Genomic DNA, 26,138 nt, shown 5'->3' with positions numbered 1-26,138 from the left:
ACCCCCGACGCATGCAGCTCTACAACTACTACCGTTCTTCGGCCTCGTTTCGCGTGCGCATCGCGCTGGCGCTCAAGGGCCTGGGCTACGACTACCAGCCGGTCCATCTGGTGCGCAACGAGCAGCTCTCGGCCGACTATTCGGCCCTGTCGGCGCAGCGGCTGGTGCCGCTGCTGGTCGACGGCGATGCCACCGTCAGCCAGTCGCTCGCGATCATCGAGTATCTCGACGAAACCCATCCGCAGCCGCCGCTGTTGCCCGCCGACGCGCTGGGGCGCGCACGGGTGCGCTCGCTGGCGCTCGACATCGCCTGCGAGATCCACCCGCTCAACAACCTGCGCGTGCTGCGCTACCTCGTCAAGGACCTGGGCGTGAACGAGGACGCCAAGAACGGCTGGTATCGGCACTGGGTCGAGGGCGGGCTCGAGGCGGTCGAGCGCCGCCTGGCCGCCGATGCCGCCACCGGCACCTTCTGCCACGGCGACCAGCCCGGTCTGGCCGACTGCGTGCTGGTGCCGCAGATCTTCAACGCCCAGCGCTTCGATTGCCAGATCGACCAGTTGCCGACGATCACGCGCATCTTCCAGGCCTGCATGGCCTTGCCGGCCTTCCAGGCCGCCGAGCCGTCGGCGTGCCCGGACGCGGAGACCTGAATGGGCGCGGCGATCGGCCCGTCCACCGAGATCGACGAGCGCGGCCTGTGGCCGCGTTTCGGTCATCCGCGCGTGGGCGCCTACATGAGCACCCGGCAAGGCGGCGCCAGCACGGGCGGCTTCACCAGCTTCAACCTGCGGCCGCAGATCGGCGACGACGAGCAGGCCGTGGCCGCCAACCGCCTGCGCTTGCAGGGTCTTGTCGGGCGAATGTCGATCCGGGTCGATCAGGTACACGGCGCGCAGGTGCACACGGTCTTGCCCGCGCACCGGCAATCGCCCGCCGAGACGCTGCCCGTGGCCGATGCCCTGGTATCGATCCAGCCCGGCACAGCCTGCGAGATCCAGGTGGCGGACTGCCTGCCGGTGCTGTTCGCCGATCTCGGCGGCCGGGTCGTGGGTGCCGCTCATGCCGGCTGGCGGGGTCTGGCCGGCGGCGTGCTGGAGGCCTGCCTGGCCCGTGTCTGCGAACAAGGCGGGATGGCGGTCGATGCCGTCGAAGCCTGGCTCGGCCCCTGCATCGGCCCGCTTCGCTTCGAGGTGGGTCGCGACGTCCTGCAGGCATTCGGACAGGACCCGTCGGCGCCCGGCGTGCGTTTCAGTGCTGCGCCCTACGCGCCGGCCGGACCGCGATGGCATGCCGACCTGGCGGGCCTGGCACGCGACCGGCTGCAGGCGGCCGGCGTGCGGCGCCTGGGCGGCAACGACGGCAGCCCCGCCTGGTGCACCGTCGGCAACCCGTCACGGTTCTTCTCGTACCGGCGCGATCACCCGACCGGGCGCATGGCCGCCCTGATCTGGCTCGACGACCGCGGCCTCTGAAGCAGGCGCCACGGCGGCGAGTTCGGCGGCTTCGCGGGCCTTGCGTGCGCGGCCACGCATCGGCGTGCCCATCAGGTACAGCACCAGCGCGACCGGCGCGACGCCGTAAAGCAGGAACGTGACGACGGCGCCGAACACGCCGCCGGACGGGTGCATCGCCTCGGCCAGCGCCATCATCAAGGCCACGTAAAGCCAGCCAATTGCCACCAAGTACATCGAGACTCCAAGATTCGTGCGAGAGGTCACGCGAACAGTTTCACGCAAGCCGCGGGCGCCATAATGCCCGCGTTCGATTGCCGAGCCTTCGTGCCCGGTTTCTTCCTGCAGCGTGGCACATCTGCGCTGATTCCATGGTTAGAGGAGACATATGAGCGCATTCCTCGGGCAGATGCCTGGGTTGGCCGGCCTTGCGGGCGGCACAAACCTCGAAGAGAGTCTCAGGCAGACCTTGGCGATGGGGGGCCTGGCTGATCTGGGCCGTGCAGGCCAGCAGCTGGGTTCGTTGGGCAGCAGCCTGGGCGATTCGCTCAAGGGCTTCACGAAGCTGCAGATCCCGCCGGCCGAACTGTCGCGCATCCAGGCCGAATACGTGCAGCAGGCCGCGCAACTCTGGAACAGCGCGCTCACCGGAGCCGCCTCGCCGGCCCCGGGCGATCGGCGTTTCGCGTCGGCCGAATGGTCGTCGAGCCCGATGTCGGGCTTCACCGCGGCGCTCTACCTGCTCAATGCGCGCACGCTGATGCAGATGGCCGAATCGGTCGACGGCGATGCCAAGACCCGCGCCCGCGTGCGCTTCGCGGTCCAGCAGTGGATCGATGCGGCGGCGCCGTCCAACTACCTGGCGCTCAACCCGGACGCGCAGAAGAAGGCGCTCGAGACCAAGGGCGAGAGCATCGCGCTGGGCATGCAGCACCTGATCGCCGACATGCGCCAGGGCCATGTCTCGCAGACCGACGAGAGCCTGTTCGAGGTCGGCCGCAACGTCGCCACCACCGAAGGCGCGGTGGTGTTCGAGAACGAGCTCTTCCAGCTGCTCGAATACAAGCCGCTGACCGAGCAGGTCCACGAGCGGCCGATGCTGTTCGTGCCGCCGTGCATCAACAAGTACTACATCCTCGACCTGCAGCCCGACAACTCGGTGATCCGCTACACCGTGGCGCAAGGTCACCGCGTGTTCGTGCTGAGCTGGCGCAACCCCGACGAGAGCCTGGCGGCCAAGACCTGGGACGACTACACCGAAGACGCCGTCATCAAGGCGATCCGCGTGGTGCAGGAAATCGGCGGCACGGACACCATCGACATGCTGGGCTTCTGCGTCGGCGGCACGCTGCTGACCTGCGCGCTGGCGGTGCTGGCCGCACGCGGCGAGCAGCCGGCAGCCAGCGTCACGCTGCTGACGAGCTTCCTCGACTTCAGCGCCACCGGCATCCTCGACCTGTTCATCGACGAGGCCTCGGTGCGGCTGCGCGAGATCACCCTGGGCGCCGACGCGCCCAAGGGCCCCGGGCTGCTCAAGGGCAAGGAACTCGCCGCGACCTTCAGCTTCCTGCGCCCGAACGACCTGGTCTGGAACTACGTCGTCGGCAACTACCTGAAGGGCGAGACGCCGCCGCCGTTCGACCTGCTGTACTGGAACTCCGACAGCACCAACCTGCCGGGTCCGATGTACTGCTGGTACCTGCGCAACACCTACCTCGAGGACAAGCTCAAGGTGCCGGGTGCGCTCACGGTCTGCGGCGAGAAGGTCGACCTCGGCAAGATCAAGGCGCCGTTCTACCTGTACGCATCGCGCGAAGACCACATCGTGCCGTGGGACTCGTCGTACCTGAACACCCGGATCCTGAACGGCAAGCTGCGCTTCGTCATGGGCGCCTCGGGCCACATTGCCGGCGTCATCAATCCGCCGACCAAGAAGAAGCGCAGCCACTGGATCAACGACAAGCTGCCCGAGACCGCGCAAGCCTGGCTTGACGGCGCCACCGAGCATGCCGGCAGCTGGTGGCCGGATTGGTCCGAATGGCTGAAGGGACACGCCGGCAAGCTCAAGGCCGCGCCCAAGACCTACGGCAACCGCAAGTACAAGCCGATCGAGCCGGCACCCGGTCGTTACGTCAAGCAGAAAGTCTGATGCCCTGCGCCCGCGGCCATCGGCGGGCGCTCGGTGCTGGGTACCATTTCAGCCCAGGTTCATTTCGAGGAGTCTCACATGAGTGAAATCGTCATCGTCGCAGCCGCACGCACTGCTGTCGGCAAGTTTGGTGGCAGCCTGGCCAAGGTTGCCGCACCCGAGCTGGGTGCCACCGTCGTGCGCGCGCTGCTCGAGCGCAGCGGGCTGGCCGGCGAGCAGATCAACGAGGTCATCCTCGGTCAGGTGCTGCAGGCCGGAGCCGGTCAGAACCCGGCGCGCCAGACCGTGATCAAGTCGGGCCTGCCCCAGGGCGTGCCGGCCATGACCATCAACAAGGTCTGCGGTTCGGGCCTGAAGGCCGTGATGCTGGCCGCGCAGGCCATCCGCGACGGCGACAGCGAGATCGTCATCGCCGGCGGCCAGGAGAACATGAGCGCCAGCCCGCACGTGCTGCAGGGCTCGCGCGACGGCCAGCGCATGGGCGACTGGAAGATGGTCGATTCGATGATCGTCGACGGCCTGTGGGACGTCTACAACCAGTACCACATGGGCATCACGGCGGAAAACGTCGCCAAGAAGTACGGCGTCACCCGCGAGATGCAGGATGCGCTGGCACTGGCCTCGCAGCAGAAGGCCGCCGCGGCGCAGGACGCCGGCCGCTTCAAGGACGAGATCGCTGCCGTGCTCATCCCGCAGAAGAAGGGCGACGCCCTGCGCTTCGAAGCCGACGAGTTCATCAACCGCAAGACCAGCGCCGACGTGCTCGGCGGCCTGCGCCCGGCCTTCGACAAGGCCGGCAGCGTCACCGCCGGCAATGCCTCGGGCCTGAACGACGGCGCCGCCGGCGTGATGGTGATGAGCGCCAAGAAGGCGGCCGCGCTGGGCCTGACGCCGCTGGCGCGCATCGCCAGCTACGCCAGTGCCGGCCTCGATCCTGCCTACATGGGCATGGGTCCGGTGCCCGCCGCCCGCAAGGCGCTCGAGCGCGCCGGCTGGAAGCCCGCCGACCTCGATCTGCTCGAGATCAACGAAGCCTTTGCCGCACAGGCCTGCGCCGTGCACCAGGAAATGGGCTGGGACACCAGCAAGGTGAACGTCAACGGTGGCGCCATCGCCATCGGCCACCCGATCGGCGCATCCGGTTGCCGCATCCTGGTCACGCTGCTGCACGAAATGCAGCGCCGTGATGCCAAGCGCGGCATCGCCTCGCTGTGCATCGGCGGCGGCATGGGCGTGGCGCTGACGGTCGAACGCTGAGATCGAGTTTTGACGACGCACCCCGGCCGAGCACGGCTTGAAGGCCGCGACACCGAGGTGCTCGATGTTTTCCCGCGGGATGTTGTCTGTCTGTTGAAAGACAGGGCAGCCCCCGATGGGCAACGAACCCATCCCGGGCATCCTGCCCGGTGTGTTCATTCCAAGGAGAGACAGACATGACACAGAAGATTGCTTACGTCACCGGCGGCATGGGTGGCATCGGTACCGCCATCTGCCGTCGCCTTCACAAGGACGGCTTCAAGGTGATCGCCGGTTGTGGCCCGAGCCGCGACTTCAAGAAGTGGCTCGACGAGCAGGCCGCCGAGGGCTACACCTTCTACGCATCGGTCGGCAACGTGTCCGACTGGGCGTCGACGGTCGAGGCCTTCGCCAAGGCCAAGGCCGAGCACGGCCCGATCGACGTGCTGGTCAACAACGCCGGCATCACCAAGGACCGCATGTTCCTGAAGATGACGCCGGAAGACTGGCACGCGGTCATCGACACCAACCTGAACTCGATGTTCAACGTGACCAAGCAGGTCGTGCCCGACATGGTCGAGCGCGGCTTCGGTCGCATCGTCCAGATCAGCTCGGTCAACGGTGAAAAGGGCCAGGCCGGCCAGACCAACTACTCGGCGGCCAAGGCCGGCATGCACGGCTTCACGATGGCCCTGGCGCAGGAACTGGCGGCCAAGGGCGTGACGGTCAACACCGTGAGCCCGGGTTACATCGGCACCGACATGGTCCGTGCGATCAAGCCCGAAGTGCTGGAGAAGATCGTCGCCACGATCCCGGTCAAGCGCCTGGGCGCACCCGAGGAAATCGGTTCGATCGTCGCTTGGCTGGCGGGTGAGGACTCCGGTTTCACCACCGGCGCCGACTTCAGCTGCAACGGCGGCCTGCACATGGGCTGAGACAGGACGAAACGATCCGGCCTCAGGCCGGATCGCGGGGTGCGGCGGCAGTCCGCTGTCCCCCACGTCGAACCGGGCCTGGCGCCCGGTTTTTCATTCAGGATCGCAACAACGCCATCGCCGCCGCCTTCAGGCTGGCCTCGCTGCCGTCTGCCAGTTCAAGACGCCGGGCGTTCTCCCAGCCCTTGAACTGATGCGCGATCGAGCGCAGGTAGCCGGGGTCGTAGTGCAGGGCCATCAACTCGGCAAACACCTGCGCGGTGCCACCCGAGCGCGTCGCTTCCTGCCATTGCTTGACCTGTTCGCGCCCGCGCAACTCGACCAGGGAGTCGAGCTGCCTGCAGAAGAAGGCCGGGTCGTCCTTCAGGAAGGCGTAGTCCTCGAGCAGCAGCTTCAATCGCGCGGCGTCGGGCATCTCGACGTGCACGCAGCGCGCATGGCTGCGGATGCGCTCGATCAGCTGCTCGGGCAGCCAGCGCTGACCCAGTTTCTTGCTTTCACCTTCGACGAACACCGGACGCGTGCGGTCGAACTGGCGCAGCGCCTGCCAGACCAGCGTGTCGAGTCGCTTCTGGCTGGGTTGCACGACACCCGGCGGCAGGCCCAGCACCGAGCCACGGTGCGAGGCGATCGCTTCCAGGTCGAGCACCTGTGAGCCGGCGTCCTTCAGCGCATGCAGCAGGCGGGTCTTGCCGCAACCGGTCTTGCCGCACAGCACCTGCCAGTCGAACTGGGCCGGCAGGGTCTGCAGCTGATCGCGCACCACGGCGCGGTAGGCCTTGTAGCCCCCCTCGACCAGGGTCGTCCGGAAGCCGACACGGTCGAGAAACCACGCCAGCGTGCCGGAGCGATCGCCGCCGCGCCAGCAGTAGACCAGCGGTCGCCAACCGCGCTCCAGATCGGCGGTCCAGCGGTCGAGGTGATCGGCCACACGTCGCGCCACCATGGCTGCGCCACGCTTGCGGGCCTCGAAGGCGGAGACTTGCTTGTAGATCGTGCCGACGATGGCACGCTCGTCGTTGTCGAGCACGGGCCAGTTGACGGCGCCCGGCAGATGGTCTTCGGCATATTCAGCCGGGGACCGGGCATCGATGATGGCGTCGAAGGTATCGATCGCCTGGATTGATTCCAGGGCACTGAGTCGTTGCAAGGGCATCAGGGCATTTTCGCCCAACATGCCCGGGACGAGCGGCGTGGCGCCGGACGTCAGGCCTGCTGGCGAAGGACCAGCGCATCGAGCGCATCGCAGACGTCGCTCATGCGGCCGCTGATCAGCGTGCGCTGCTGATCGCTCGGATCGATCCGCATGCGAAGACGCCGTGCGCTCGTTGCCGGCACGCGGGCCATCGATGCCATCGTGAACGGCATGACCGCCGGCACGGACACGACAGGAACCGGCAGAACCGAACGGCGTGAGATCCAACGGGCCAGAAGTGGGTGCATGGTGTGCTCCAGCGACAACAGATGTGCGTCGACTCTGTTCAAGCTATCGACTCGAACCCGCGTGACTTGATCTCACCGCGCGGTGGAACGCCTCATCGGGAGATCTGGTTTCGGCATCGCGTGAGACAAGTCACGCCAGCATTCGGGTGACTCGCTCGCACCGCCCCGTCACATCAGCATCGTGTTGCGGATCAGACCCACGGCCAAGCCTTCTAGCGCGAAGTCGGGGCTGTCCGCAGGCACATGGATGATGTCGAAATCGGGGTTCTCGGGGATCAGGTCGATGCCGCTCTTGCTGCGGCGCCAGCGCTTGACGGTGACCTCGTCGCCCAGGCGTGCCACCACGATCTGGCCGTTCTTGGCTTCGCTGGCGCGCTGCACGGCGATCAGGTCACCATCGAGGATGCCCGCATCGCGCATGCTCATGCCACGCACCTTGAGCAGGAAATCGGGCTTGCGCGAGAACATGTGGGCCTCGAACGTGTAGCTCTGATCGATGTGCTGCTGCGCCAGGATGGGGCTGCCGGCAGCAACCCGACCGACCAGGGGCAACGTGAGCTGGGCCGGCGGCATGTTCGACAGCGGCAGGCTGAACTGCTGGCCGATGCCGCGCAGGCGCGATTCGTTGATGGATCGCAATGTGTCAGACTTCAGCCGGATGCCGCGCGAGGTGCCGCCCAGCAGCTCGATCACACCCTTGCGCGCAAGGGCTTGGAGGTGTTCCTCGGCCGCATTGGCCGATCGGAAGCCGAACTCGGTGGCGATCTCGGCACGGGTGGGCGGGGCGCCGGTGCGCTCGATGGTGCTCTGGATCAGATCGAGGATCTGTTGCTGGCGAGCGGTGAGCTTGGGGCTGTCTTGCACAAGGCCTCGTTGGGTTGGATGAGCGGGCGCACCAAGCGGCACGGGTCGGGATCGGTGTTCATCATCGATGGATCTGACGATCCATCCAGTCACTGTAATTTTATCCAGTCGGATTGACATGACAAGTTCTGCTGCCGGTTTTTTTGATCCTCACGCGAATTCGACTGCGAGAGAACAACCGCTGGCAGGCCGCCGGGTGGTCGTGCTGGGAACCGGAGGAACCATTGCCGGACGGGCCCCCTCCGCGGGGGACAACGTCGGCTACACCGCCGCTCAGTTGGGGGTCGCGCAACTGGTCGATGCGGTGCCGGGGCTGCGGCGCTGGGTCGAGCAGGGCCTGATGCTCGATTCCGAGCAGGTCGCGCAGGTCGACAGCAAGGACATGAGCCACGCGGTGTGGCGTCGGCTCGCCGAGCGAGTGGCCACGCACGTCGCTCGGCCGGACGTCAGCGGTGTGGTCGTCACGCACGGCACCGACACGCTCGAGGAAACCGCCTACCTGCTGCATCGGGTGCTGGCACCGCACAAGCCGGTGGTGCTGACGGCTGCCATGCGCCCGGCCAGTTCGTCGCAGGCCGATGGTCCGCAGAATCTGTGCGATGCCGTCGGCCTGGCGATGCACGTTCAGGCACATGGCGTGCTGCTCGCGATGGGCGGCGTCGTGTGGTCCGGCGCCGAGGCTCGCAAGGTCCATCCGTATCGGCTGGATGCGTTCTCGGCCGGTGACGCCGGCGCACTGGCCTACATCGAGGAAGGCCGATTGCGGATCCTGCGGGGCTGGCCACAGGCGACGCCGTTGGGCGTGCAGGTGCTGGGGCCGGAAATCTGGCCCGAGGTTCAGATCGTGCACAGCCACGCGGGCTCCGACGGGCGCCTGGTCGAACTGTTGCTCGAAGCGGGGGTGCAGGGGCTGGTGGTGGCCTGCACCGGCAACGGCACCATCCACCATGACCTGATGGCCGTGCTGATGCGTGCGCAGCAGTGCGGGGTGAGCGTGCTCAGGGCCCTGCGCCAGGGGGGCGGCGTGCTCGTGCCCGGCGGGCACGACGAACTGCCGGCTGCCGGTGGCCTGACACCCGCCCAGGCCCGCGTCGAGTTGCTGCTGCGCCTGCTGATCCAGCGCTGAACCGGCGCCGGATCGGCGCCGGCGTGGTGCTCAGGCCACCGTCAGCGCGACGTCGATGTTGCCGCGCGTGGCGTTCGAGTAGGGGCAGACGATGTGAGCGGCCTGCACCAGTTCCTCGACCGTGGCACGGTCGACGCCCGGCACGTGGATGGTCAGCGCAGCCTGGATGCCGAAGCCGGTCGGGATCGGGCCGATCGAGATGTCCGCCGTGATGGTGGTTTCAGCCGGGATCGCGATCTTCTTCTGGCCCGCCACGAACTTCAGCGCGCCCAGAAAACAGGCCGAATAACCCGCTGCAAACAGCTGCTCCGGGTTGGTGCCCGGACCGTCGTCGCCACCCAGGCCCTTGGGCACCGACAAGGTGACACGGAGGCGCTCGTCGCTGCTGACGGACGTGCCGGCACGTCCTCCGGTCGAGGTGGCGTGGGCGGTGTAGAGCACGGTCGGAAGAGCCATGGTGGATCCTTGATGGGACGCTGGTTGCCCGTTGGATGGGCGGTGGTGATGTCGTTGCCGGCCTGTCCCGGCAATGTGGGGAGGAATCGTGAGCGTCGGCTGATTCAGCGCCCGACCGGTATCGGTCGAGCAAGCCACGAGATGTGGTTCATCGAATCGGCGGCGTGTTCGCCACGGCCGGCGCACTCAAGACGCGTGATCAGGCGCGCCAGAGTGCGCGAGTATTGATTGCGGACAACACAATTGCACGCCATGTGGATATGCGCATCGACAGGCTGGATTGACGCATCGACAGGCGATGCGCCTGGATCAGAACAGCTCGTGCTGGCCCGGCAGCTTGGCTGCCACCGGCTGGACCGAACGCGGCGGCTCGAAGTCGCGACTGTTCAATTCAGGCAGCCTGGTGCGCAGTCCGTGGGTCAGCGCCGTGCGTTCGATGAGCGCTTGCAGCGCGATCACATCGGCGTCGCCACGGCCCAATGCGCCGCTGCCGATGCGCCAATGCACCGAGCGGGCACCGGCATCGGCCGCTGCGGCCAGCAGCACCTCGAGTTCGGCGGGATCCGTGTCGAGTCGCAGCGGTGACAGGTTCAGGCCCACCCACACACCGGCCTGCGCCAGGGTGCGCATGGCCGACAAGCGCAGCGCCGGCGTGCTGGCCTGCGGTTCGAGAAGGCGAGCGCGGTCCGCATCGAGCGAGGTCATGCTCATCAGCACCAGCACCTTGCGCTGCACGGCCATTTCGGCCAGCAGGTCCAGGTCGCGCACGACACCGGCCGAGCGGGTTGCCAGCGCAAACGGGTGTCCCGATTCGTGCAGCACCTCGATCAGGGCGCGGGTCAGGCGCAGGCGACGTTCGGCGGGCTGGTAGGCGTCGGTCGCCGAACCGAGGTTCAGCGGCCGCGGCACGTAACCCGGCCGGCGCAGTTCTTCGCGCAGGCGTTCCGCAGCGTTGACCTTGGCATAGATGCGCGACCCGCCTGACGGCAATCCGTCGACACCCGGGCCCGATGCGGTGACGGGTGACGCGCCGAGACCCTGCGCCACGGCCAACGCGCAGCCGACGCAGGCGTGTTCGCAGCCGCGATAGGGGTTGATCGCCAGCCGATAGGGCAGGTCGGGCGCATCGTTGGCACGCAGCAGGCTCAGGCACTGCTCTTCGACGATTTCTGCCGGCGCCACGGGCTCGGCCGCAACCTGGGTGGTCGACGCATCGATCGGTCTGGGCGACCGTGTCGTGGGCCAGCGGCGTTCACGCCGCTGGCGGCCTTCGTCCGTCGGCGGCCCGCCCGCCAACCAGGCCGGCGGGGCTTCGCGGACTTGCAGCACGGCCGAACTGGCCGACTGGACACTGGCGTAGCGCCGGACCGGCTTGTGCAGGGTGGCCGGCAGATCCGGTGCATCGCCCGCGTCGAACAAGGCGAGGTTGGCGGTCGGCTGGGCAAGCCCGGCCTGATGAATTCGTGCAGCGCGACTCATGGTCGACAGTGTGCCATGAAACTGTATGCGCATACAGTTTTCGAGGACCAAGGGTCAGTCGCGCGACATGTCTTCGAGTGCTTCGCCGATCTCCAGCCAGCGGTGCTCGAGCGTCTCGATGCTGTCGGCCAGTTCCTTGAGTTGACGGCCTTGTTCGGCGCGCCGGGCGGCTGGCAAGGCGGCGTCGGCCATCGCGGCCAGCAGCGTGGCGTGCTGGGCCTGGGCCGCGGCCAGCCGTTGTTCGACCTGCGCCTGCTCCTTCTTCAGGGGCTTGGCCAGTTCGGCTCGTTTCTGGCGGATGGCTGCGCTGGCCTTGCGATCGCCGGCATCGACCGGCGCGCTGGGCGCGGCGGCGACGGTATTGACCGGTGCGGCCGCTGGGCTTTGCTGCGAGGCCTTGGCGGCCCGCGCGGCTTCTCGGCTCTGCTCGAGCAGCCACTTCTGGTAGTCGTCCAGATCGCCGTCGAAGGGCTCGACGCGGCCCTTGGTGACCAGCCAGAACTCGTCGCACACCTCGCGCAGCAGGGCGCGGTCGTGGCTGACCAGCATCACCGTGCCTTCGTATTCGTTGAGCGCCATGCTCAGCGCCTCGCGGGTGGTCAGGTCGAGGTGGTTGGTCGGCTCGTCGAGCAGCAGCAGGTTGGGGCGCTGCCAGACCAGCATGGCCAGCACCAGCCGCGCCTTCTCGCCGCCCGACAGACTGCCGACCGCCTGTCCGACCATCTCGCCGGTGAAGCGGAAGCGGCCGAGGAAGTCGCGCAGTTCCTGTTCGCGCCCTGGCGGGCCCTGATCGCGGGCCAGGCGGATCATGTGCGCCAGCGGGCCTTCGTCGGGGCGCAGCACGTCCATCTCCTGCTGCGCGAAATAGCCGATCGCCAGGCCCTTGCCCTCCTGGATGTGGCCGCCCAGCGCCTTCTGCATGCGCGACACCGTCTTGACCAGCGTCGACTTGCCCTGGCCGTTGGCGCCCAGGATGCCGATGCGCTCACCCGGCAGCACGCTCTTGTTGATGTTGCGCACGATGACCGTGTCGGGCGCACCGTCCTCGCCCGGATAGCCGACCTCCAGATCGCTCATCACCAGCATCGGGTTTGGCAGGCTCTGCGGCTCGCGGAACTCGAACTGGAAGTCGGCGCTCGTCAGCACCGGCGCGATCTTCTCCATCCGTGCCAGCGCCTTGACGCGGCTCTGCGCCTGCTTGGCCTTGCTGGCCTTGGCCTTGAAGCGGTCGATGAAGCGCTGCAGGTGTGCCACCTTCTCCTGCTGCTTGCCGAACGCGGCCTGCTGCTGCTCCATGCGCTCGGCGCGCATCAGTTCGAAGCCCGAGTAGTTGCTGCCGTAGCGCGTCAGCTTGGTCTCCTCGAGGTGCAGCGTGACCTTGGTGACGGCGTCGAGGAATTCGCGGTCGTGGCTGATCACCAGCATCGTGCCCTCGAAGCGCTGCAGCCAGGCTTCGAGCCAGACCAGCGCGTCGAGGTCCAGGTGGTTGGTGGGTTCGTCGAGCAGCAGCAGTTCGCCCGGGAACATCAGCGCACGCGCCAGCTGCAGCCGCATCCGCCAGCCGCCCGAGAAGCTGTTGACGGGCGAGTCGACCTGCGCCATCGAGAAGCCCAGGCCCAGCAGCAGCGTCTGCGCGCGGGCCACCGCGTCGAACTCGCCGGCCTCGCCCAGCGCCAGGTAGGCGTCGCCGATGGCGTGGCCATCGTCGGCCGCTTCGGCGGCAGCGAGCGCGGCACGCGCGGCCATCAGCGGCCGGTCGCCTTCGAGCACGAAGTCGGTGGCGCCCTGTTCGGTCTCGGGCATGTTCTGCTCGACCTCGGCGATGCGCCAGCGCGGCGGCATCTCGACCTCGCCGCCGTCGGACTGCAGACGGTGGGTCAGCAGCGCGAAAAGACTGGACTTGCCCGCGCCGTTGCGGCCCACCAGGCTGGCCTTTTCGCCAGGCTGCAGGGTGAAGCCGGTTTGTTCGAGCACGAGCTTGGTGCCGCGACGCAGGGTGATGTTCTTGAGCTGGAGCATGGACAACGGGTTGACTGATGTCCGTGGCACGGACCGGCGCCGAGTGTAGAAGGTGGCGTCAGCGCGGCGACGCAGGGCGTTGTGCGGCCACCGCCTGGCCGAGTTCGATCACCGCCATCGCGTAGTACGACGACCAGTTGTAGCGCGTCAGCGACCAGAAGTTCTCGGTGCCGGCAACGTAGCTCGGCGCCTCTGCGCCGTTGTGCAGTTGCACCAGCGCGAGCGGGCCGGGGTGCACGAGCGCATCCTCGTCGAGCGCGGCGCCGAGCTGGCCCATCTGCGCGGCGCTGAAGCTCGGTCGGATGTCGGGCGCCAGCAACGTGGCGAGCGCCGCCTCGTCGTCCGGCGGCGACACGCCGTAGGCGACGGCCAAGCCGCGCTGCCAGCCGTGCGCGGCCAGGAATCTGCCGATGCTGCCGATCGCGTCGACCGGGCTGTCGTGCAGCGCGATGCGGCCGTCGCCGTCGAAATCGACCGCGTGCCTGAGCCACGAGCTCGGCATGAACTGCGGCCAGCCCAGCGCGCCGGCGTAGCTGCCTCGCAGCGTTCCGAGGTCGAGCCCGTCGCGCAGCGCCAGTTCGAGCAGGGCCGTGAGTTCGCTGCGGAAGAAGGCGCTGCGGTCGCTGCGCCCGCTCGGAAAGTCGAACGCCAGGCTGGCCAGCGCGTCGACCGTGCGCAGCCGGCCGGTGTGGCGGCCGTAATAGGTCTCGACGCCGACGATGCCCACGATCACCGCCGCCGGCACGCCGTAGGTGGCTTCGGCGCGCGCCAGCGCATCGGCGTGCTGACTCCAGAACGCCATGCCGGCCGTGATGCGCTGCGGCTCGACGAAGCGCGCCCGGTAGGCCGCCCAGTTCTTGGCCGTGCCGGTGGGCGGCGGCATGATCAGCCGCGTCACCTGCGGCAGGTGGCGGGCCTGCCCGATGGTCGTGGCGACCCAGTCGGCCGGCCAGTCCGGATGGGCTTGCGTGACCTGGCGGATGTAGTCCTGCACGTCGTCGCGCAGGCCGTACGGCGGCGTCACCGGCTGCGGCTTGACGGCCGTCCGCCTGGATTTGTGCGGGCGCGTGTTCGCCTCGGCCGGGCCGGCGAGCAGGGCGCCGCTCACGGCGGCGATCAGGAAGGCGATGAACGCGGCCCGGATCGCGCGGCGGCCGGGGATCGGCCAGGTCGGGCTTTCGGCAAGACGCATGTGCGAGCGCACGGGCTCGGGGCGGATCGGCAGGAACATGCGTGGGGCGGGCAACAGCGGCGAAGCAGGGCGGCTCAGTGTAGGTTCAGGCCCGATGCCGGCACGCCGCCGGCTTCGCTAGAGTGCAGGCCTGGAGGCGACCCATGAGCAACATCTACGAACAGGACCTGCCGCGCACCGCGGCCAACTACACCGCGCTCAGCCCGGTGAGTTTTGTCGAGCGCAGCGCCGAGGTGTTCGGCGCGCGCACCGCCGTCATCCACGGCCGGCGCCGCTACAGCTGGGCGCAGGTGCGCGAGCGCAGCGCGCGGCTGGCGTCGGCCCTGCGTTCGCTGGGCGTCGAGCGCGGCCACACCGTCAGCGTGATGCTGCCCAACACGCCGGAGATGGTCGAGGCCCATTACGCCGTGCCGGCGCTGGGCGCCGTGCTCAACACCCTCAACACCCGGCTCGACGCCGCCTTGCTGGCCTGGCAGATGAACCATTGCGAGGCGACGGTGCTGATCACCGACAGCGAGTTCGCGCCGCTGATGGACAAGGCGCTGGCGCTGCTCAAGAGCCAGCACGGCCGCGAGCTGCGGGTGATCGACGTCTGCGACAGCGAGTTCACGGGCGTGCACGAGCACCTCGGCACGCACGAATACGAGGACCTGCTCGCCGCCCACGTGCCGCTGCACCGCCTCGAAGGCCCGGCCGACGAGTGGGACGCGATCGCGGTCAGCTACACCAGCGGCACCACCGGCGACCCGAAAGGCGTGGTCACGCATCACCGCGGCGCCTACCTGAACGCGGTCTGCAACAGCGTCACCTGGACGATGCCGCACTTCCCGGTCTACCTCTGGACGCTGCCGATGTTCCACTGCAACGGCTGGTGCTTCCCGTGGACGATCGCGGCGCTCGGCGGCACGCACGTCTGCCTGCGCAAGGTCGACGCCCGGGCCATCCTCGACGCCATGCGCGAGCACGCCGTCGACCACTACTGCGCCGCGCCGATCGTGCACAGCCTGCTGATCAACGCGCCGGCCGAACTGCGCGAGGGCCTCGGCACCGACCCGACCGGGTCGTCCAGGAAGATCCGCGGCCTGGTGGCCGGCGCCGCGCCGCCGGCGGCGATGATCGAAGGCATGCAGCGCATCGGCTTCGACATCACCCACGTCTACGGCCTGACCGAGGTCTACGGCCCGGCCTCGGTGGCGGTCAAGACGCCCGAATGGGCCGATGCCGACCTGGGCGAGCAGGCCCGCCTGAACGGCCGCCAGGGCGTGCGCTACGTGCTCCAGGAAGGCATGACGGTGATGGACCCCGAGACCATGACCGAGACGCCGGCCGACGGCCAGACCATGGGCGAGATCATGTTCCGCGGCAACATCGTCATGAAGGGCTACCTGAAGAACCCGAAGGCGACGCAGGCTTCGCTCGAAGGCGGCTGGTTCCACACCGGCGACCTGGCGGTGATGGAGCCCGACCGCTACGTCAAGATCCGCGACCGCAGCAAGGACGTGATCATCTCGGGCGGCGAGAACATCAGCTCGATCGAGGTCGAGGATGCGCTCTACCGCCACCCCGCGGTGACGGCCTGCGCGGTGGTGGCCAAGCCCGATCCGAAGTGGGGCGAGACGCCGCTGGCGTACGTCGAGCTGGCCTACGGCGCGCAGGTCACGGCCCCCGAGCTGATCGCCCATTGCAAGGCGCTGCTGGCGGGCTACAAGGTGCCGCGCGAGATCCGCTTCGAGCCGATCCCGAAGACATCGACCGGCAAGATCCAGAAGTTCCAGCTGCGCGAGCGGGCTCGCTCGACGCAGGCTTTCGATTGATCACGACCCACACAAGACCGGAGACAACAAGATGCTGACCCTCGACGACCCCCTTCTGCTGCGCAGCCAGGACGCCCGCGGCGTGCTGACCCTCACGCTCAACCGCCCGCAGGCCTTCAACGCCTTGAGCGAGGCGATGCTGGCGGCGCTGCAGAAGGAACTCACCGCGATTGCCGCCGACGACAGCGTGCGCGTGGTGGTGCTGGCTGCCGCCGGGCGGGCCTTCTGCGCCGGGCATGACCTCAAGGAAATGCGCGCCCAGCCCGGCCTCGACCACTACCGCCAGCTGTTCGACCAGTGCGGCCGCGTGATGCTGGCGATCCAGCGCCTGCCGGTGCCGGTGGTGGCGCGGGTGCATGCCACCGCCACCGCGGCGGGCTGCCAGCTGGTGGCGGCCTGTGACCTGGCCGTGGCGTCGAGCAGCGCGCGCTTTGCCGTCAGCGGCGTCAACCTCGGCCTGTTCTGCGCCACGCCCAGCGTGGCATTGGCACGCAACGTCGGCCGCAAGCAGGCCTTCGAGATGCTGGTCACCGGCGAGTTCATCAGCGCCGACGAGGCCCACGTGCGCGGCCTGGTCAACCGCGTGGCCGCGCCCGAAGCGCTGGACGACGAAGTCGAGCGCCTGGTCGCCAGCATCGTCGCCAAGCCGCGCGTGGCGCTGGCGATGGGCAAGCAGCTGTTCTACCGCCAGCTCGAGATGGGCGTCGAGGCCGCCTACCAGGCCGCCACCCAGACGATGGCCTGCAACATGATGGACGAGAGCGCGCTCGAAGGCGTGCAGGCCTTCATCGACAAGCGCGCGCCGAAGTGGTGAGGGATCGCATCGCCCGCCAGCCGTGCGGCGGACGATGACAAATCCGTCACGAAGACACGCACAATCATCCTTTCAGGGGCGAGAGGCAACAAGAATGACGCGAGGCATGGTGAAGCGCTGGGCCGGCGCACTTCAGGTCGAAAGGCCGGACAGCTGGACGTGCTGGCTGCTGCGCCTGTTCGTGCTGCCGCCGGCGAGCCTGCCGGAGGCCGAACTCGTCGCCCCGGTGCCGTTGCCACCGCCGCGACCGGTGCCCGAGCGCGCCATCCGCCGCCGGCCCTTGCCGGTCAGCCGTCGCATGCCGCTGGGGCCGCCCGAAACCGGCCAGGTGTTCGACAACCCTTCGCTCGGCAGCGCCGCCGCCGCCGGGCCGGCCCCCGCGCCACCGGCAGAGCCGCCGACCGAACCGCGCCCGCGCTGGCGCGCGCCCTTCGACGCGTTCTATCGGCGCTGGCGTGCCTTCGACTTCGCGCCCTGGGGCCACCGGATGGAGCACTGGGCCGAAGCCCCGCTGTGGCAGCGCCGCGTGGTGCGCAGCGCGCTGATCGTCGTCGGCACCGCCGCGTTCTGGATGGCCGCCACCACGCCGATGAGCGAGCTGGCGCAGGCGGTGTTCTTCCTGGCGATGCTCGGCCTGGTGCTGGTGGTGCGGCGCATCCCCGGCAACATGCCCACGCTGGTGCTGATCGGGCTGGCGCTGCTGGCGTCGTTCCGCTACGGCTGGTGGCGGGTCACGCAGTCGATGGACCTCGCGCCCGGCTGGGAATCCCTGCTCGGCGGCGGTCTGCTGTGCGCCGAGCTGTACGCCTGGCTGATCATGGTGCTGGGCTTCGTGCAGACCTCGCGCCCGCTCAAGCGACCGGTGGCGCCGATCGAACTGCCACGTGATCAGTGGCCCACGGTCGACGTCTACATCCCCACCTACAACGAGCCGCTCAGCGTGATCGGGCCGACCGTGCTGGCCGCACGCGACCTCGACTGGCCGGCCGACCGGCTGGTGGTGCACGTGCTCGACGACGGCCACCGCCCCGAGGTGCGCGCCTACGCCGAGGCGGCCGGTGTCAACTACATCTCGCGCGACAACAACCGCCACGCCAAGGCCGGCAACCTGAACAACGCGCTGGCCGAGACCGGCGGCGAGTACATCGCGATCTTCGATTGCGACCACATGCCGGCGCGCGGTTTCCTGGTCAACACGATGGGCTGGATGCTGCGCGACAGCAACTGCGCGATGGTGCAGACGCCGCACCACTTCTTCTCGGCCGATCCGTTCGAGCGCAACCTCGACACCTTCCGCCGCGTGCCCAACGAGGGCGTGCTGTTCTACGGCCTGGTGCAGGACGGCAACGACGTCTGGAACGCCAGCTTCTTCTGCGGCTCGTGTGCGGTACTGCGCCGCAGCGCGCTCGAGCAGATCGGCGGCATCGCCACCGAGACCGTCACCGAAGACGCCCACACCGCCCTCAAGCTGCACCGCAAGGGCTGGCGCACCGCCTACCTGAACGTCACCCACGCGGCCGGGCTGGCCACCGAAAGCCTGTCGGGCCACGTGCGCCAGCGCATCCGCTGGGCGCGCGGCATGGCGCAGATCTTCCGGCTCGACAACCCCTTGCTCGGCCGCGGCCTGACCGTGATGCAGCGCCTGTGCTACGCCAACGCGATGCTGCATTTCTTCTACGGGCTGCCGCGGCTGATCTTCCTGACCGCGCCGCTGGGCTACCTGTACTTCGAATTTCACATCATCCATGCGTCGGTGGGTGTGCTGCTGCTCTACCTGCTGCCGCACCTGGTGCTGCCGCACATCGCCAATGCCCACATCGCCGGCCCGCATCGGCACACCTTCTGGTCCGAGCTCTACGAGACCGTGCTGGCCTGGTACGTGGCGGTGCCCACCACCGTGGCGCTGTTCAATCCGAGCGCGGGCAAGTTCGACGTCACCGCCAAGGGCGGGCTGGTCGAGGAAACCCACCTCGACTGGAACATCTCGCGGCCGTACTTCTTCCTGGTGATCCTCAACGCGATCGGCGCGGTGTTCGGCATCTTCCGGCTGTTCTGGGATCCGCAGGAGTGGGGCACGATCACGCTCAACATGGCGTGGACGATCTACAACCTGCTGGCGCTCGGCGCGGCCATCGGCGTGGCGCGCGAGAAGCGCCAGGTGCGCCGCACCACCCGCGTCACCAGCCGCCTGCCGGCCAGCCTGCTGCTGACCGACGGCCAGCAGATCAACTGCGAGACCGAGGACTACGCGCTCGCCGGCGTCGGCCTGCAGGGCCTGCCGCCGTCGCTCGAGCTGCCCGCGGGCAGCTGGGTGGCGGTGCGGCTGTTCGACGAAGGCACGCCGCACCTGTTCCCGGCCCGCGTCGTCAGCTGCCGCAACGGCCGCATGGCGCTGAGCTTCGAGCGGCTCAGCCTCGACCAGCAGGCCGCGCTGATCCGCTGCACCTTCACGCGCAAGGACGCCTGGCAGAACTGGCAGCTGCATCCGCAGAGCGACCGGGCGATGCAGGGCCTGTTCGAGATCGCGCGGCTGGGCCTGCACAGCTACGGTGAACTGCTGATGGACGGCATGCGCTCGGTCAAGAACCACTCGCTGGCGCTGCCCGGCTGGGTGCTGCGCCGCTGGGCGCACCACACCCGCATCCATTGATCGGGCGGGTGATGGGAAGCTGGTCGCTGTATTTCCTCGTCAAGCTGGGCCTGCATGTGGCGGGGCTGATCCAGCTCGACGTGCCGCTCAACCTGCTGTTCGCGGTGGCGCTGGCCTGGCCCTGGGCCCATCCGGGCTGGCGCCGGGCCTGGCGTTTCCTGGCCTGGCCGGTGGCCGTGGCCCTGCTGTATCACGACTCGTTCTGGCCACCGGCCACGCGCATCCTGAGCCAGTGGCAGGCGATCAGCGGCTTCAGCTTCGCCTATCTGGTCGAACTGGTCGGGCGCGTGATCAACGTGCAGCTGCTGGTGGCGGTGGCGATGGGTGCGGCCCTGTGGTGGGTGCTCAAGCAGCGCCTGCGCCTGGCGACCTGGGTCTTCGTCGGCCTGGTGGCGGTGGCCGCGCTGCCGTCGCAACACGGTGGCGTCACCGATCTGGCGCAGGCGGCCACCGGCGCCGACGGCACGGCCGATCGTGCGGCCGATCGAGCGACGGCGCCCCTGCTCGACGCCGGCCAGCTCGACCAGGCGCTGCAGGCCTTCTACGACACCGAACGCGGCAAGATCCTGCGCCTGCCCAAGGACGGCAACGTGCCGGGCTTCGACCTGCTGATCCTCAACATCTGCTCGCTCTCGTGGGACGACCTGGCCTTCGCCGGGCTGCGCAACGCACCGTTCATGCGCCGGCTCGACGTCGTCTTCGACCGCTTCAACAGCGCGGCCAGCTACAGCGGCCCGGCGGTGATGCGACTGCTGCACGGCACCTGCGGCCAGCCGGCCCAGCACGAGCTCTACGGTGGCGCGGTGGCCGACTGCTACCTGTTCCGCAACCTCGAACAGGCCGGCTACCGCCCGGCCCTGCTGCTGAACCACGACGGCCGCTACGACAACTTCTCGACCGAGCTGCGGCGCGACAGCGGCCTGGGCCTGGTGCCCGAACAGCGCTTCGACGCGGCGGTGGCGATGAGCAGCTTCGACGGCTCGCCGATCCGCGACGACGGCGAGACGCTCACGCGCTGGTGGAGCGACCGCACCGCGGCAGCGTCGGGCGTCCCGCTGGCGATGCTCTACAACTCCATCACCCTGCACGACGGCAACCGCGTGCCGGGCATCCAGTCGCTGTCGAGCCTCGAGACCTACGCCCCGCGCGCCCGCAAGCTGATGGCCGACCTGGAGCGCTTCGCCGCCCTGGTCGAGGCCAGCGGCCGCCCGACCGTGCTGGTGCTGGTGCCCGAGCACGGCGGCGCGGTGCGTGGCGACGCGCAGCAGATCGCCGGCCTGCGCGAGCTGCCCACCCCGGCGATCACCCACGTGCCGGCCGGCGTGATGCTGATCGGCATGGGCGAGCGGCGCGCCGACGGCCAGGAGCCGGTGCACGTGGAGCAGACGTCGAGCTACCTGTCGCTGTTCACCGTGGTGGCCGCGCTGATGCACGGCGGCCCCGAGGTGGCGACGCCGGAGCGCCTGACCGAGGTGGCGCAGGCGCTGCCGCCGGTCGAGTGGGTGGCCGAGAACGACAAGACCATCGTCCTGCGACGCGGCCCGCACACCTATGTGCGCGACTTCGAAGGCCGTTGGCGCACCCTCGACAGCGCACCCTGACGCCCGCCCGCCGGTTCAGTTGCGCAGATAGGGCGTCAGCGGCTGCGGCGGCCAGTCCAGCGGCGCCGGCACGCGGCCGAGCCAGTGGCGCAGGTAGACGCTGGCGCGCCCGGGCGTGTAGTCGGTCGAGCGTTCGAGCGCCAATGCCGTGCCGATCGCCCATTGCGGGGCGACCCGCCACTCCAGCGCCGCCCGCAGCGAGGCGCCCGTCCCGCCGCCCGGGCCACCGGTGTGGATCGGATTGCCGGCCGCGGCCTGCGCCGCCGGGTCGGTCGGGTAGTAGGGCGTGTCGTCCTCGCGGGTCCAGGACTGCGACACGCTGGCGCGCACCTGGTAGCTCAGCCGGCCGTTCATGCCGGCGGCTTCGAGCGGCACGCCGATCGACACGTAACGCTGCGGGCTGTAGTAGCCGCCCTGGCCGAAGGTGTGAAAACTCAGGTTGCGCGCATAGAGCCAGACGTTGGCGTTCAGGCCGATGCGCAGGCGGTGATCGTCGCTGCGCTGCAGGTCGTGGTCGTACGCCGCGCGCAGCTGCTGCATCCGGTTGCTCGCCACGTTGCGGCCCTGCAGCAGGCCCAGGCGCAGGCTGGCGGAGACCGAATCGGCCGGGCTCAGCACATGCTCGGTGCGCAGCGTCAGCGCATTGAGCGTCACGCCGCCCCAGACCGCCCCGTCGACCGGATCCTGCACGCCGGCCCACGACATCAGGCTGCCCGTCAGGACGCGGCGCGAGATCTCGACGCCCCATCCGCCGTCGTCACGCCGGCGGGTGTGCGACCAGCCGCCCACCCAGTTGCGCAGCCGCAGGCCGACCACGCCGATGTCGACGCTGTCGTCGCGGCTGCTCCAGCCCACGCCGAGGGCGGCGCCGCGGTCGTTCTGCGGTGCCGCGGCGGCCAGCCCGGCCGGGCTGCTCGCCAGCACGCGGCCGAAGGCCTCGGACTGGTCGATGTCCGCTGCCAGCGTGCCGGCATCGAGCCGGATCAGGTCGACCTGCGTGAAGAAGGTGCCGTTGGCCACGCCCGGCCAGCTCAGGCGGGCGGTGGCCTCGTTGCTGTGCAGGCGGGCGCGGCCGTCGCTGCCGTCGAGCGAGGCGTCGTGCATCGCCATCTCGAACAGCGGCTGGCGCTCGGCGTCGATCACGTCGATCGCGCGGCTGGCCTCGGCGGCGGTCTCGCTGCCCGGTGCGCTGCGCTCGCGCGCCAGCTGCAGGTGGGCGCGAGCGGCGGTGTCGTCGTCGTCGATGCGGGCCTGCCGGGCGGCCTCGATGCGCACGGCCGGATCGTCGCCCGAGCGCGCCATCAGGTCGGCCAGCGTGGCCCGCGCGGCCGACGTGTCGCCCACCCGCCGCTGCAGCTGCAGCAGCCGCAGGCGATCGTCGAGCGCATCGGCGGGCAGGTCGGCGGCCAGCCGCTGCAGATCCTGGCGGGCGGTCTGCGGCAGGTCGGCCTCGATGGCGAGATCGGCGTGCGCCAGCCGTGCCTGCGTCAGGTCGTCGGTGTTCCAGACCGGCAGGGGCGGGGGCTCGTTGCCGTCGACCGCGCCTGGCTCGGCCGGGCTGGCGAGCATGAGGTTGCGCGCGCCGAGGTTGGCGTCGATGCGCGCCTGCAGGCGGTCGAGCGCCAGCTCGGCGGCGCCGGCATCGGCCACCATGCCGGCCCAGGCCCGCGTGTCGGCGGCGTCCAGCTCGACCGGGTCGATGCGTCGCAGCAGCGCCAGCGCCTGCTGCCGCTGGCCGGCGCCCAGTCGCAGCCGGGCCAGCCGCATGCCTTGCCCGGCGCTGCTGTCGATCAGGCGGTCGGCCTTGTCGAGCCAGTCGTGCGCCATCGTCGGGCGCTGGGCGTCGATCGCTTGCCGGGCGTTGGCAAAGGCCTGCTCGAGCCGGGCGCGCCGCACCAGATCGCGCAGCGGGCCGTCGGCTTCGGCCTCGGGCAGGGCCGAGACCAGCTCGACCGCCAGGTTGTTCTCGTCGGCGGCCAGCGCCACCAGCGCGCTGGCGTGCAGCATCGAGACGGCGTTGTCGGGGTCGGCCGCGGCACGGCCTTCGGCCATCAGCGAGCGGGCACTGTCGGGCAGGCCCAGCCGCAGGTAGATGCGGGCCGCGTCGTGACGCAGCCAGGGGTCGCCCGGCGCCGCGTCGATGGCCTGCTCGAGCAGCCGCAAGGCCGCGCTGGTGCGCCCCTGGGCGATGCGGCCATCGGCCAGATCGCGCACCGCGCCGCCGTCGACGATCCCGGCCGCGCCCGGGCCGAAGGCGGCCAGTTCGGTCAGCGCGGCTTCGGGGTCGGTCTTCAGGCGCACGACGAAGCGGCCGCGCCAGGCGCGCTCTTCTTTCGGCTCGACAGCGAGCACCTGCTCGAAGTGCTCGAGGGCGATCTCGTCCTGGCCGAGTTCACCCTCGAGCCGGGCCAGCAGCAACTTGGCCTCGATCGCGGTGGGCTGGGTGTCGGCCACCGGACGCAGCAGATCGGCGGCGACCTCGGTGCGGCCGACGTCGGCCTCGATGCGCGCCAGGCTGACCGTGGCCCAGTAGTGCGCCGCCACGCCGAGCGAGCGCCAGCGGTCGGCATCGCCCGGATCGAGGCGCAAGGCGCGGGCGAACGCCGGCTCGGCCTCGGCGTGCTGGCCCTCGCGCATGCGCGACAGGCCCAGCAGACCCCAGGTCGGCCCGTCGTCGCCGTTGCGCACCAGGCTGGCTTCGAGCAGCCTGGCAGCCTGTTCGTTGGCGCCGGCCGCAAGCTGTTTCTGGGCGTCGGCCAGCGCCTGCTGGATGGCCACGGCCCGCGCGCTGATCGGCGCCGGCGCAGCGCCGGCCGTTGCGCCGTTGCCGTTGCCGTTGGCCGAGGTCGCGTTGCCGTTCCGGCCATTACCGCCATTACCGCCGTTGCCCGGCCTGCCGGCCGCACCGTCGACCTCGCCGTTCAGCGCAGCGATCGCGGCGGTCACGACGGCTGCGTTCGCCCCCGCCGAGCGGGGCCCGGCGGCGGTGGTCAGCGCAGCGCCGGGGCCGTCGATGGCCTTGTTCAGCGAGGCCCAGAGCGGCCCGACCGGCGTGCCCGGCGGCTGCATGCGGATCGAGCGGCGCCAGGACGAGGCCACCGTGTCGCTCGGCAGTTGGCCTTCGCGGGCCAGCAGGTTGTAGGTTTCCCAGGCACGCGCGCGGGTGGCCGGTCGCAGCGCCAGCACCTCGGCCAGCGCCAGCCGGTTCGTGGCCGAATTGCTGGCGGCGACCCGTTCCTCGGCTTGCCGGCGGCTCACCTCCCAGGCGCCCGGCGTGCTGGCGATCAGGCCGGCGAGATCGGCGCCCAGCATGCCCGGCGGCCTGGCGCTGGGGAAGATCTGGCGCGCCAGGCTGGCCGCCTCGGCGTTGCGGCCGGCTTCGCGCAGCTGCTGCAGGCGGCTCAGGCGCAGCGGGTCGTTGTTGTAGAGCGAGGCGAGCTGCTGCAGTTCGCGCAGTTCGGCGCTGTCCGGGTGGCGCGCCTGCAGGATGGCCAGCTGCGGCAGCGCGGCATCCTTGCGGCCGCTGCGCAGGTCGATCTCGCCGAGCAGCAGCAGCGCGCGCGGTTCGTCGGCCCGCACCGCCAGCACCTTCTGCAGCAGGCTGCGCGCCAGGTCGGGGCGGCGACGGGTCTGCCAGAGCTGGGCGCTGTCGATCAGCTCGTTGACGCCGCGCTGCTGGGCGTCGCCGGGCGCGGCGGGGCTGCCTGTCGGCAGCAGGATCAGCGCGAGGATCCAGGCGGTGCGTCGCATGAGGCCCATCCCGGTTGCAGCGATCCGTCGGCGGCGAAGCGGTAGCGCCGCTCGCGGAAGCCGAGCGCGAACAGGCTCAGCACCTGGTCGTAATAGGCGTCCGGCTGCACGCCCTGCGTGGCCACGCGGTCGGCCAGACGCTCGCTCAGCGCGGTCTGGCCGAGCGCGTCGGCGAACGGCAGCATGGCGGCCTGGAAACCGACCGGCCCGTTGGCTTGCGCGCCGGCCGACTGCTCGAGTGCGGGGCGCGCCGGATCGACCTTCTCGGGCACGCCGCCGAGCAGTTCGGACAGCCGCGCCATCGGCGCATAGCGGGCGAGCAGGCGCCCGCGCGCCGGATCGCCCGGATCGGTCAGGCCGAGCCAGAGGTAGACCCGGATCGCGTTGTAGCTGCCGCTGCGCTCGTCGTCGGCCAGTTCGGCCAGGCTCCAGCCCCGGTCGGCGTCGAACACGGTCCAGTCGGGCGCCAGGCCGTGGGGCGCGCTGTCGTGCAGCAGGCGCAGCGAGGCGTCGCGCAGGGGCACCCAGACGGACTCGGTGCGGTTGCGCGCGAACCAGCGCAGCAGCTGCGGCGGCAGGTAGCTCGGGTTGAGCTTGGCGCCGCGTTCGCCGCGGCGAAATCCCTGCGGCCCGGGCAGCAGGGTGGTGCCGAGGCCGGGCAGCTCGATCACCTCTTCGGCGGCGATGCGGCGCGCCAGCACCCGCCCGAGCGCGTCGTAGCGGCGGTTCTTCCAGAGCCGGCCGGCCTCGGACAGCACGTAGGACAGCCACAGGTCGGCGTCGGCGGCGGAGTTGGCGTCGATCACGTTCCAGCTGCCGTCCGCGCGCCGGCCCCAGCGCCAGGCCGGCAGGCGCGCGGCCAGGTCGCCGGCCGCCAGGTTGTCTTCGGTCCAGCGCAACAGCAGCTCGAAGGCCGCGCGGTCGTTGTCCACCAGCGCGAAGAACAGGCCGTAGGCCTGGCCTTCGGAGGTGGTGGCGTCGCTCGCGTAGCGGTCGATGACACGGCCGTCGCGGCTCATCAGGGTCCGGCGCAGGGTCTGCCATGCCGGCCAGCCGGTCGGGCCCTCGACGGCGCTGCAGGGGTTGGCAGACTGCGCCCGCGTGGCCATCGGCAGCCCGAATGCCAGCGCGCCGAGCACGCGACGACGCAACACGT

20 protein-coding genes are annotated in these 26,138 nt (G+C 69.9%); 10 read left to right on the top strand and 10 right to left on the bottom strand.

Annotated features, from left to right (window positions below; genetic code table 11):
* Nucleotides 1–11: 11 nt before the first annotated feature.
* Both maiA and pgeF read left to right on the top strand, forming a co-directional pair.
* Complete coding sequence (gene maiA / locus LCHO_RS10475) at nucleotides 12–653, top strand: maleylacetoacetate isomerase (RefSeq protein WP_012347117.1); 642 nt, start codon at nucleotides 12–14, stop codon at nucleotides 651–653.
* Nucleotides 654–1,475: a peptidoglycan editing factor PgeF gene (pgeF, locus tag LCHO_RS10470; protein ID WP_012347116.1), complete on the top strand. Its 822-nt coding sequence runs from the start codon at nucleotides 654–656 to the stop codon at nucleotides 1,473–1,475.
* Here the strand turns inward: pgeF and LCHO_RS10465 are convergent.
* A complete protein-coding gene (locus LCHO_RS10465) occupies nucleotides 1,395–1,691 on the bottom strand; it encodes a hypothetical protein (protein ID WP_012347115.1) in 297 nt (98 codons plus the stop codon). The genes pgeF and LCHO_RS10465 overlap by 81 nt on opposite strands.
* Before the next feature lie 151 nt (nucleotides 1,692–1,842).
* Between LCHO_RS10465 and phaC the strand changes: the two genes are divergently transcribed.
* The 3 genes from phaC (at nucleotide 1,843) to phbB (ending at nucleotide 5,774) form a co-directional block, all read left to right on the top strand.
* Nucleotides 1,843–3,603, top strand: a complete 1,761-nt coding sequence (gene phaC, locus LCHO_RS10460) for a class I poly(R)-hydroxyalkanoic acid synthase (protein ID WP_012347114.1) — start codon at nucleotides 1,843–1,845, stop codon at nucleotides 3,601–3,603.
* Nucleotides 3,604–3,681: 78 nt separating this feature from the next.
* Nucleotides 3,682–4,860 (top strand): acetyl-CoA C-acetyltransferase, encoded by a 1,179-nt coding sequence (locus tag LCHO_RS10455; RefSeq protein ID WP_012347113.1) that lies wholly within the window; start codon nucleotides 3,682–3,684, stop codon nucleotides 4,858–4,860.
* A 176-nt stretch (nucleotides 4,861–5,036) separates the two neighbouring features.
* A complete protein-coding gene (gene phbB, locus LCHO_RS10450) occupies nucleotides 5,037–5,774 on the top strand; it encodes an acetoacetyl-CoA reductase (protein ID WP_012347112.1) in 738 nt (245 codons plus the stop codon).
* A gap of 97 nt (nucleotides 5,775–5,871) precedes the next feature.
* Here phbB and mnmH read toward each other — a convergent pair whose 3' ends face one another.
* The 3 genes from mnmH to lexA form a co-directional block, all read right to left on the bottom strand.
* Nucleotides 5,872–6,930 (bottom strand): tRNA 2-selenouridine(34) synthase MnmH, encoded by a 1,059-nt coding sequence (mnmH, locus tag LCHO_RS10445; RefSeq protein ID WP_043704145.1) that lies wholly within the window; start codon nucleotides 6,928–6,930, stop codon nucleotides 5,872–5,874.
* Between the two features lie 50 nt (nucleotides 6,931–6,980).
* The gene (locus LCHO_RS23375) at nucleotides 6,981–7,259 is read right to left on the bottom strand and encodes a hypothetical protein (protein ID WP_150105452.1); all 279 of its coding nucleotides are present in this window, start codon (nucleotides 7,257–7,259) and stop codon (nucleotides 6,981–6,983) included.
* 126 nt (nucleotides 7,260–7,385) lie between these two features.
* A complete protein-coding gene (gene lexA, locus LCHO_RS10440; RefSeq protein ID WP_012347109.1) occupies nucleotides 7,386–8,081 on the bottom strand; it encodes a transcriptional repressor LexA in 696 nt (231 codons plus the stop codon).
* 196 nt (nucleotides 8,082–8,277) lie between these two features.
* Here lexA and LCHO_RS10435 point away from each other — a divergent pair, with 196 nt between their 5' ends.
* Nucleotides 8,278–9,207 carry an asparaginase gene (locus LCHO_RS10435; RefSeq protein WP_012347108.1) on the top strand — a complete coding sequence of 310 codons (930 nt, stop codon included), beginning with the start codon at nucleotides 8,278–8,280 and terminating at the stop codon, nucleotides 9,205–9,207.
* A gap of 30 nt (nucleotides 9,208–9,237) precedes the next feature.
* Here the strand turns inward: LCHO_RS10435 and LCHO_RS10430 are convergent, their stop codons facing one another.
* From LCHO_RS10430 to mltB, 4 genes are all read right to left on the bottom strand, one after another.
* On the bottom strand, nucleotides 9,238–9,663 hold the full coding sequence (locus LCHO_RS10430; protein ID WP_012347107.1) for an organic hydroperoxide resistance protein: 426 nt from the start codon (nucleotides 9,661–9,663) through the stop codon (nucleotides 9,238–9,240).
* Nucleotides 9,664–9,972: 309 nt separating this feature from the next.
* Nucleotides 9,973–11,142 (bottom strand): SPL family radical SAM protein, encoded by a 1,170-nt coding sequence (locus tag LCHO_RS22105; RefSeq protein WP_012347106.1) that lies wholly within the window; start codon nucleotides 11,140–11,142, stop codon nucleotides 9,973–9,975.
* Nucleotides 11,143–11,196: 54 nt separating this feature from the next.
* Complete coding sequence (locus LCHO_RS10420; RefSeq protein ID WP_012347105.1) at nucleotides 11,197–13,161, bottom strand: ABC-F family ATP-binding cassette domain-containing protein; 1,965 nt, start codon at nucleotides 13,159–13,161, stop codon at nucleotides 11,197–11,199.
* Nucleotides 13,162–13,219: 58 nt separating this feature from the next.
* Nucleotides 13,220–14,392: a lytic murein transglycosylase B gene (gene mltB / locus LCHO_RS10415; protein ID WP_012347104.1), complete on the bottom strand. Its 1,173-nt coding sequence runs from the start codon at nucleotides 14,390–14,392 to the stop codon at nucleotides 13,220–13,222.
* A gap of 104 nt (nucleotides 14,393–14,496) precedes the next feature.
* Here mltB and LCHO_RS10410 point away from each other — a divergent pair, with 104 nt between their 5' ends.
* The 4 genes from LCHO_RS10410 (at nucleotide 14,497) to bcsG (ending at nucleotide 21,232) form a co-directional block, all read left to right on the top strand.
* On the top strand, nucleotides 14,497–16,167 hold the full coding sequence (locus tag LCHO_RS10410) for an acyl-CoA synthetase (protein WP_012347103.1): 1,671 nt from the start codon (nucleotides 14,497–14,499) through the stop codon (nucleotides 16,165–16,167).
* A gap of 31 nt (nucleotides 16,168–16,198) precedes the next feature.
* The gene (locus LCHO_RS10405; protein WP_012347102.1) at nucleotides 16,199–16,981 is read left to right on the top strand and encodes an enoyl-CoA hydratase; all 783 of its coding nucleotides are present in this window, start codon (nucleotides 16,199–16,201) and stop codon (nucleotides 16,979–16,981) included.
* A gap of 106 nt (nucleotides 16,982–17,087) precedes the next feature.
* On the top strand, nucleotides 17,088–19,631 hold the full coding sequence (gene bcsA / locus LCHO_RS10400) for a UDP-forming cellulose synthase catalytic subunit (protein ID WP_190274850.1): 2,544 nt from the start codon (nucleotides 17,088–17,090) through the stop codon (nucleotides 19,629–19,631).
* Between the two features lie 11 nt (nucleotides 19,632–19,642).
* Nucleotides 19,643–21,232 carry a cellulose biosynthesis protein BcsG gene (gene bcsG / locus LCHO_RS10395; protein ID WP_012347100.1) on the top strand — a complete coding sequence of 530 codons (1,590 nt, stop codon included), beginning with the start codon at nucleotides 19,643–19,645 and terminating at the stop codon, nucleotides 21,230–21,232.
* 15 nt (nucleotides 21,233–21,247) lie between these two features.
* Here bcsG and LCHO_RS10390 read toward each other — a convergent pair whose 3' ends face one another.
* Nucleotides 21,248–24,982 (bottom strand): cellulose biosynthesis protein BcsC, encoded by a 3,735-nt coding sequence (locus LCHO_RS10390; protein WP_012347099.1) that lies wholly within the window; start codon nucleotides 24,980–24,982, stop codon nucleotides 21,248–21,250.
* Complete coding sequence (bcsZ, locus tag LCHO_RS10385; RefSeq protein WP_083772709.1) at nucleotides 24,952–26,136, bottom strand: cellulose synthase complex periplasmic endoglucanase BcsZ; 1,185 nt, start codon at nucleotides 26,134–26,136, stop codon at nucleotides 24,952–24,954. Before bcsZ ends, LCHO_RS10390 begins: the two co-directional genes overlap by 31 nt.
* Between the last annotated feature and the right edge of the window lie 2 nt (nucleotides 26,137–26,138).

The organism is Leptothrix cholodnii SP-6 (genome assembly GCF_000019785.1).
GTDB classification, from domain to species: Bacteria; Pseudomonadota; Gammaproteobacteria; order Burkholderiales; family Burkholderiaceae_C; genus Sphaerotilus; species Sphaerotilus cholodnii.
This window is presented reverse-complemented; position numbering and strand designations above follow the sequence as displayed.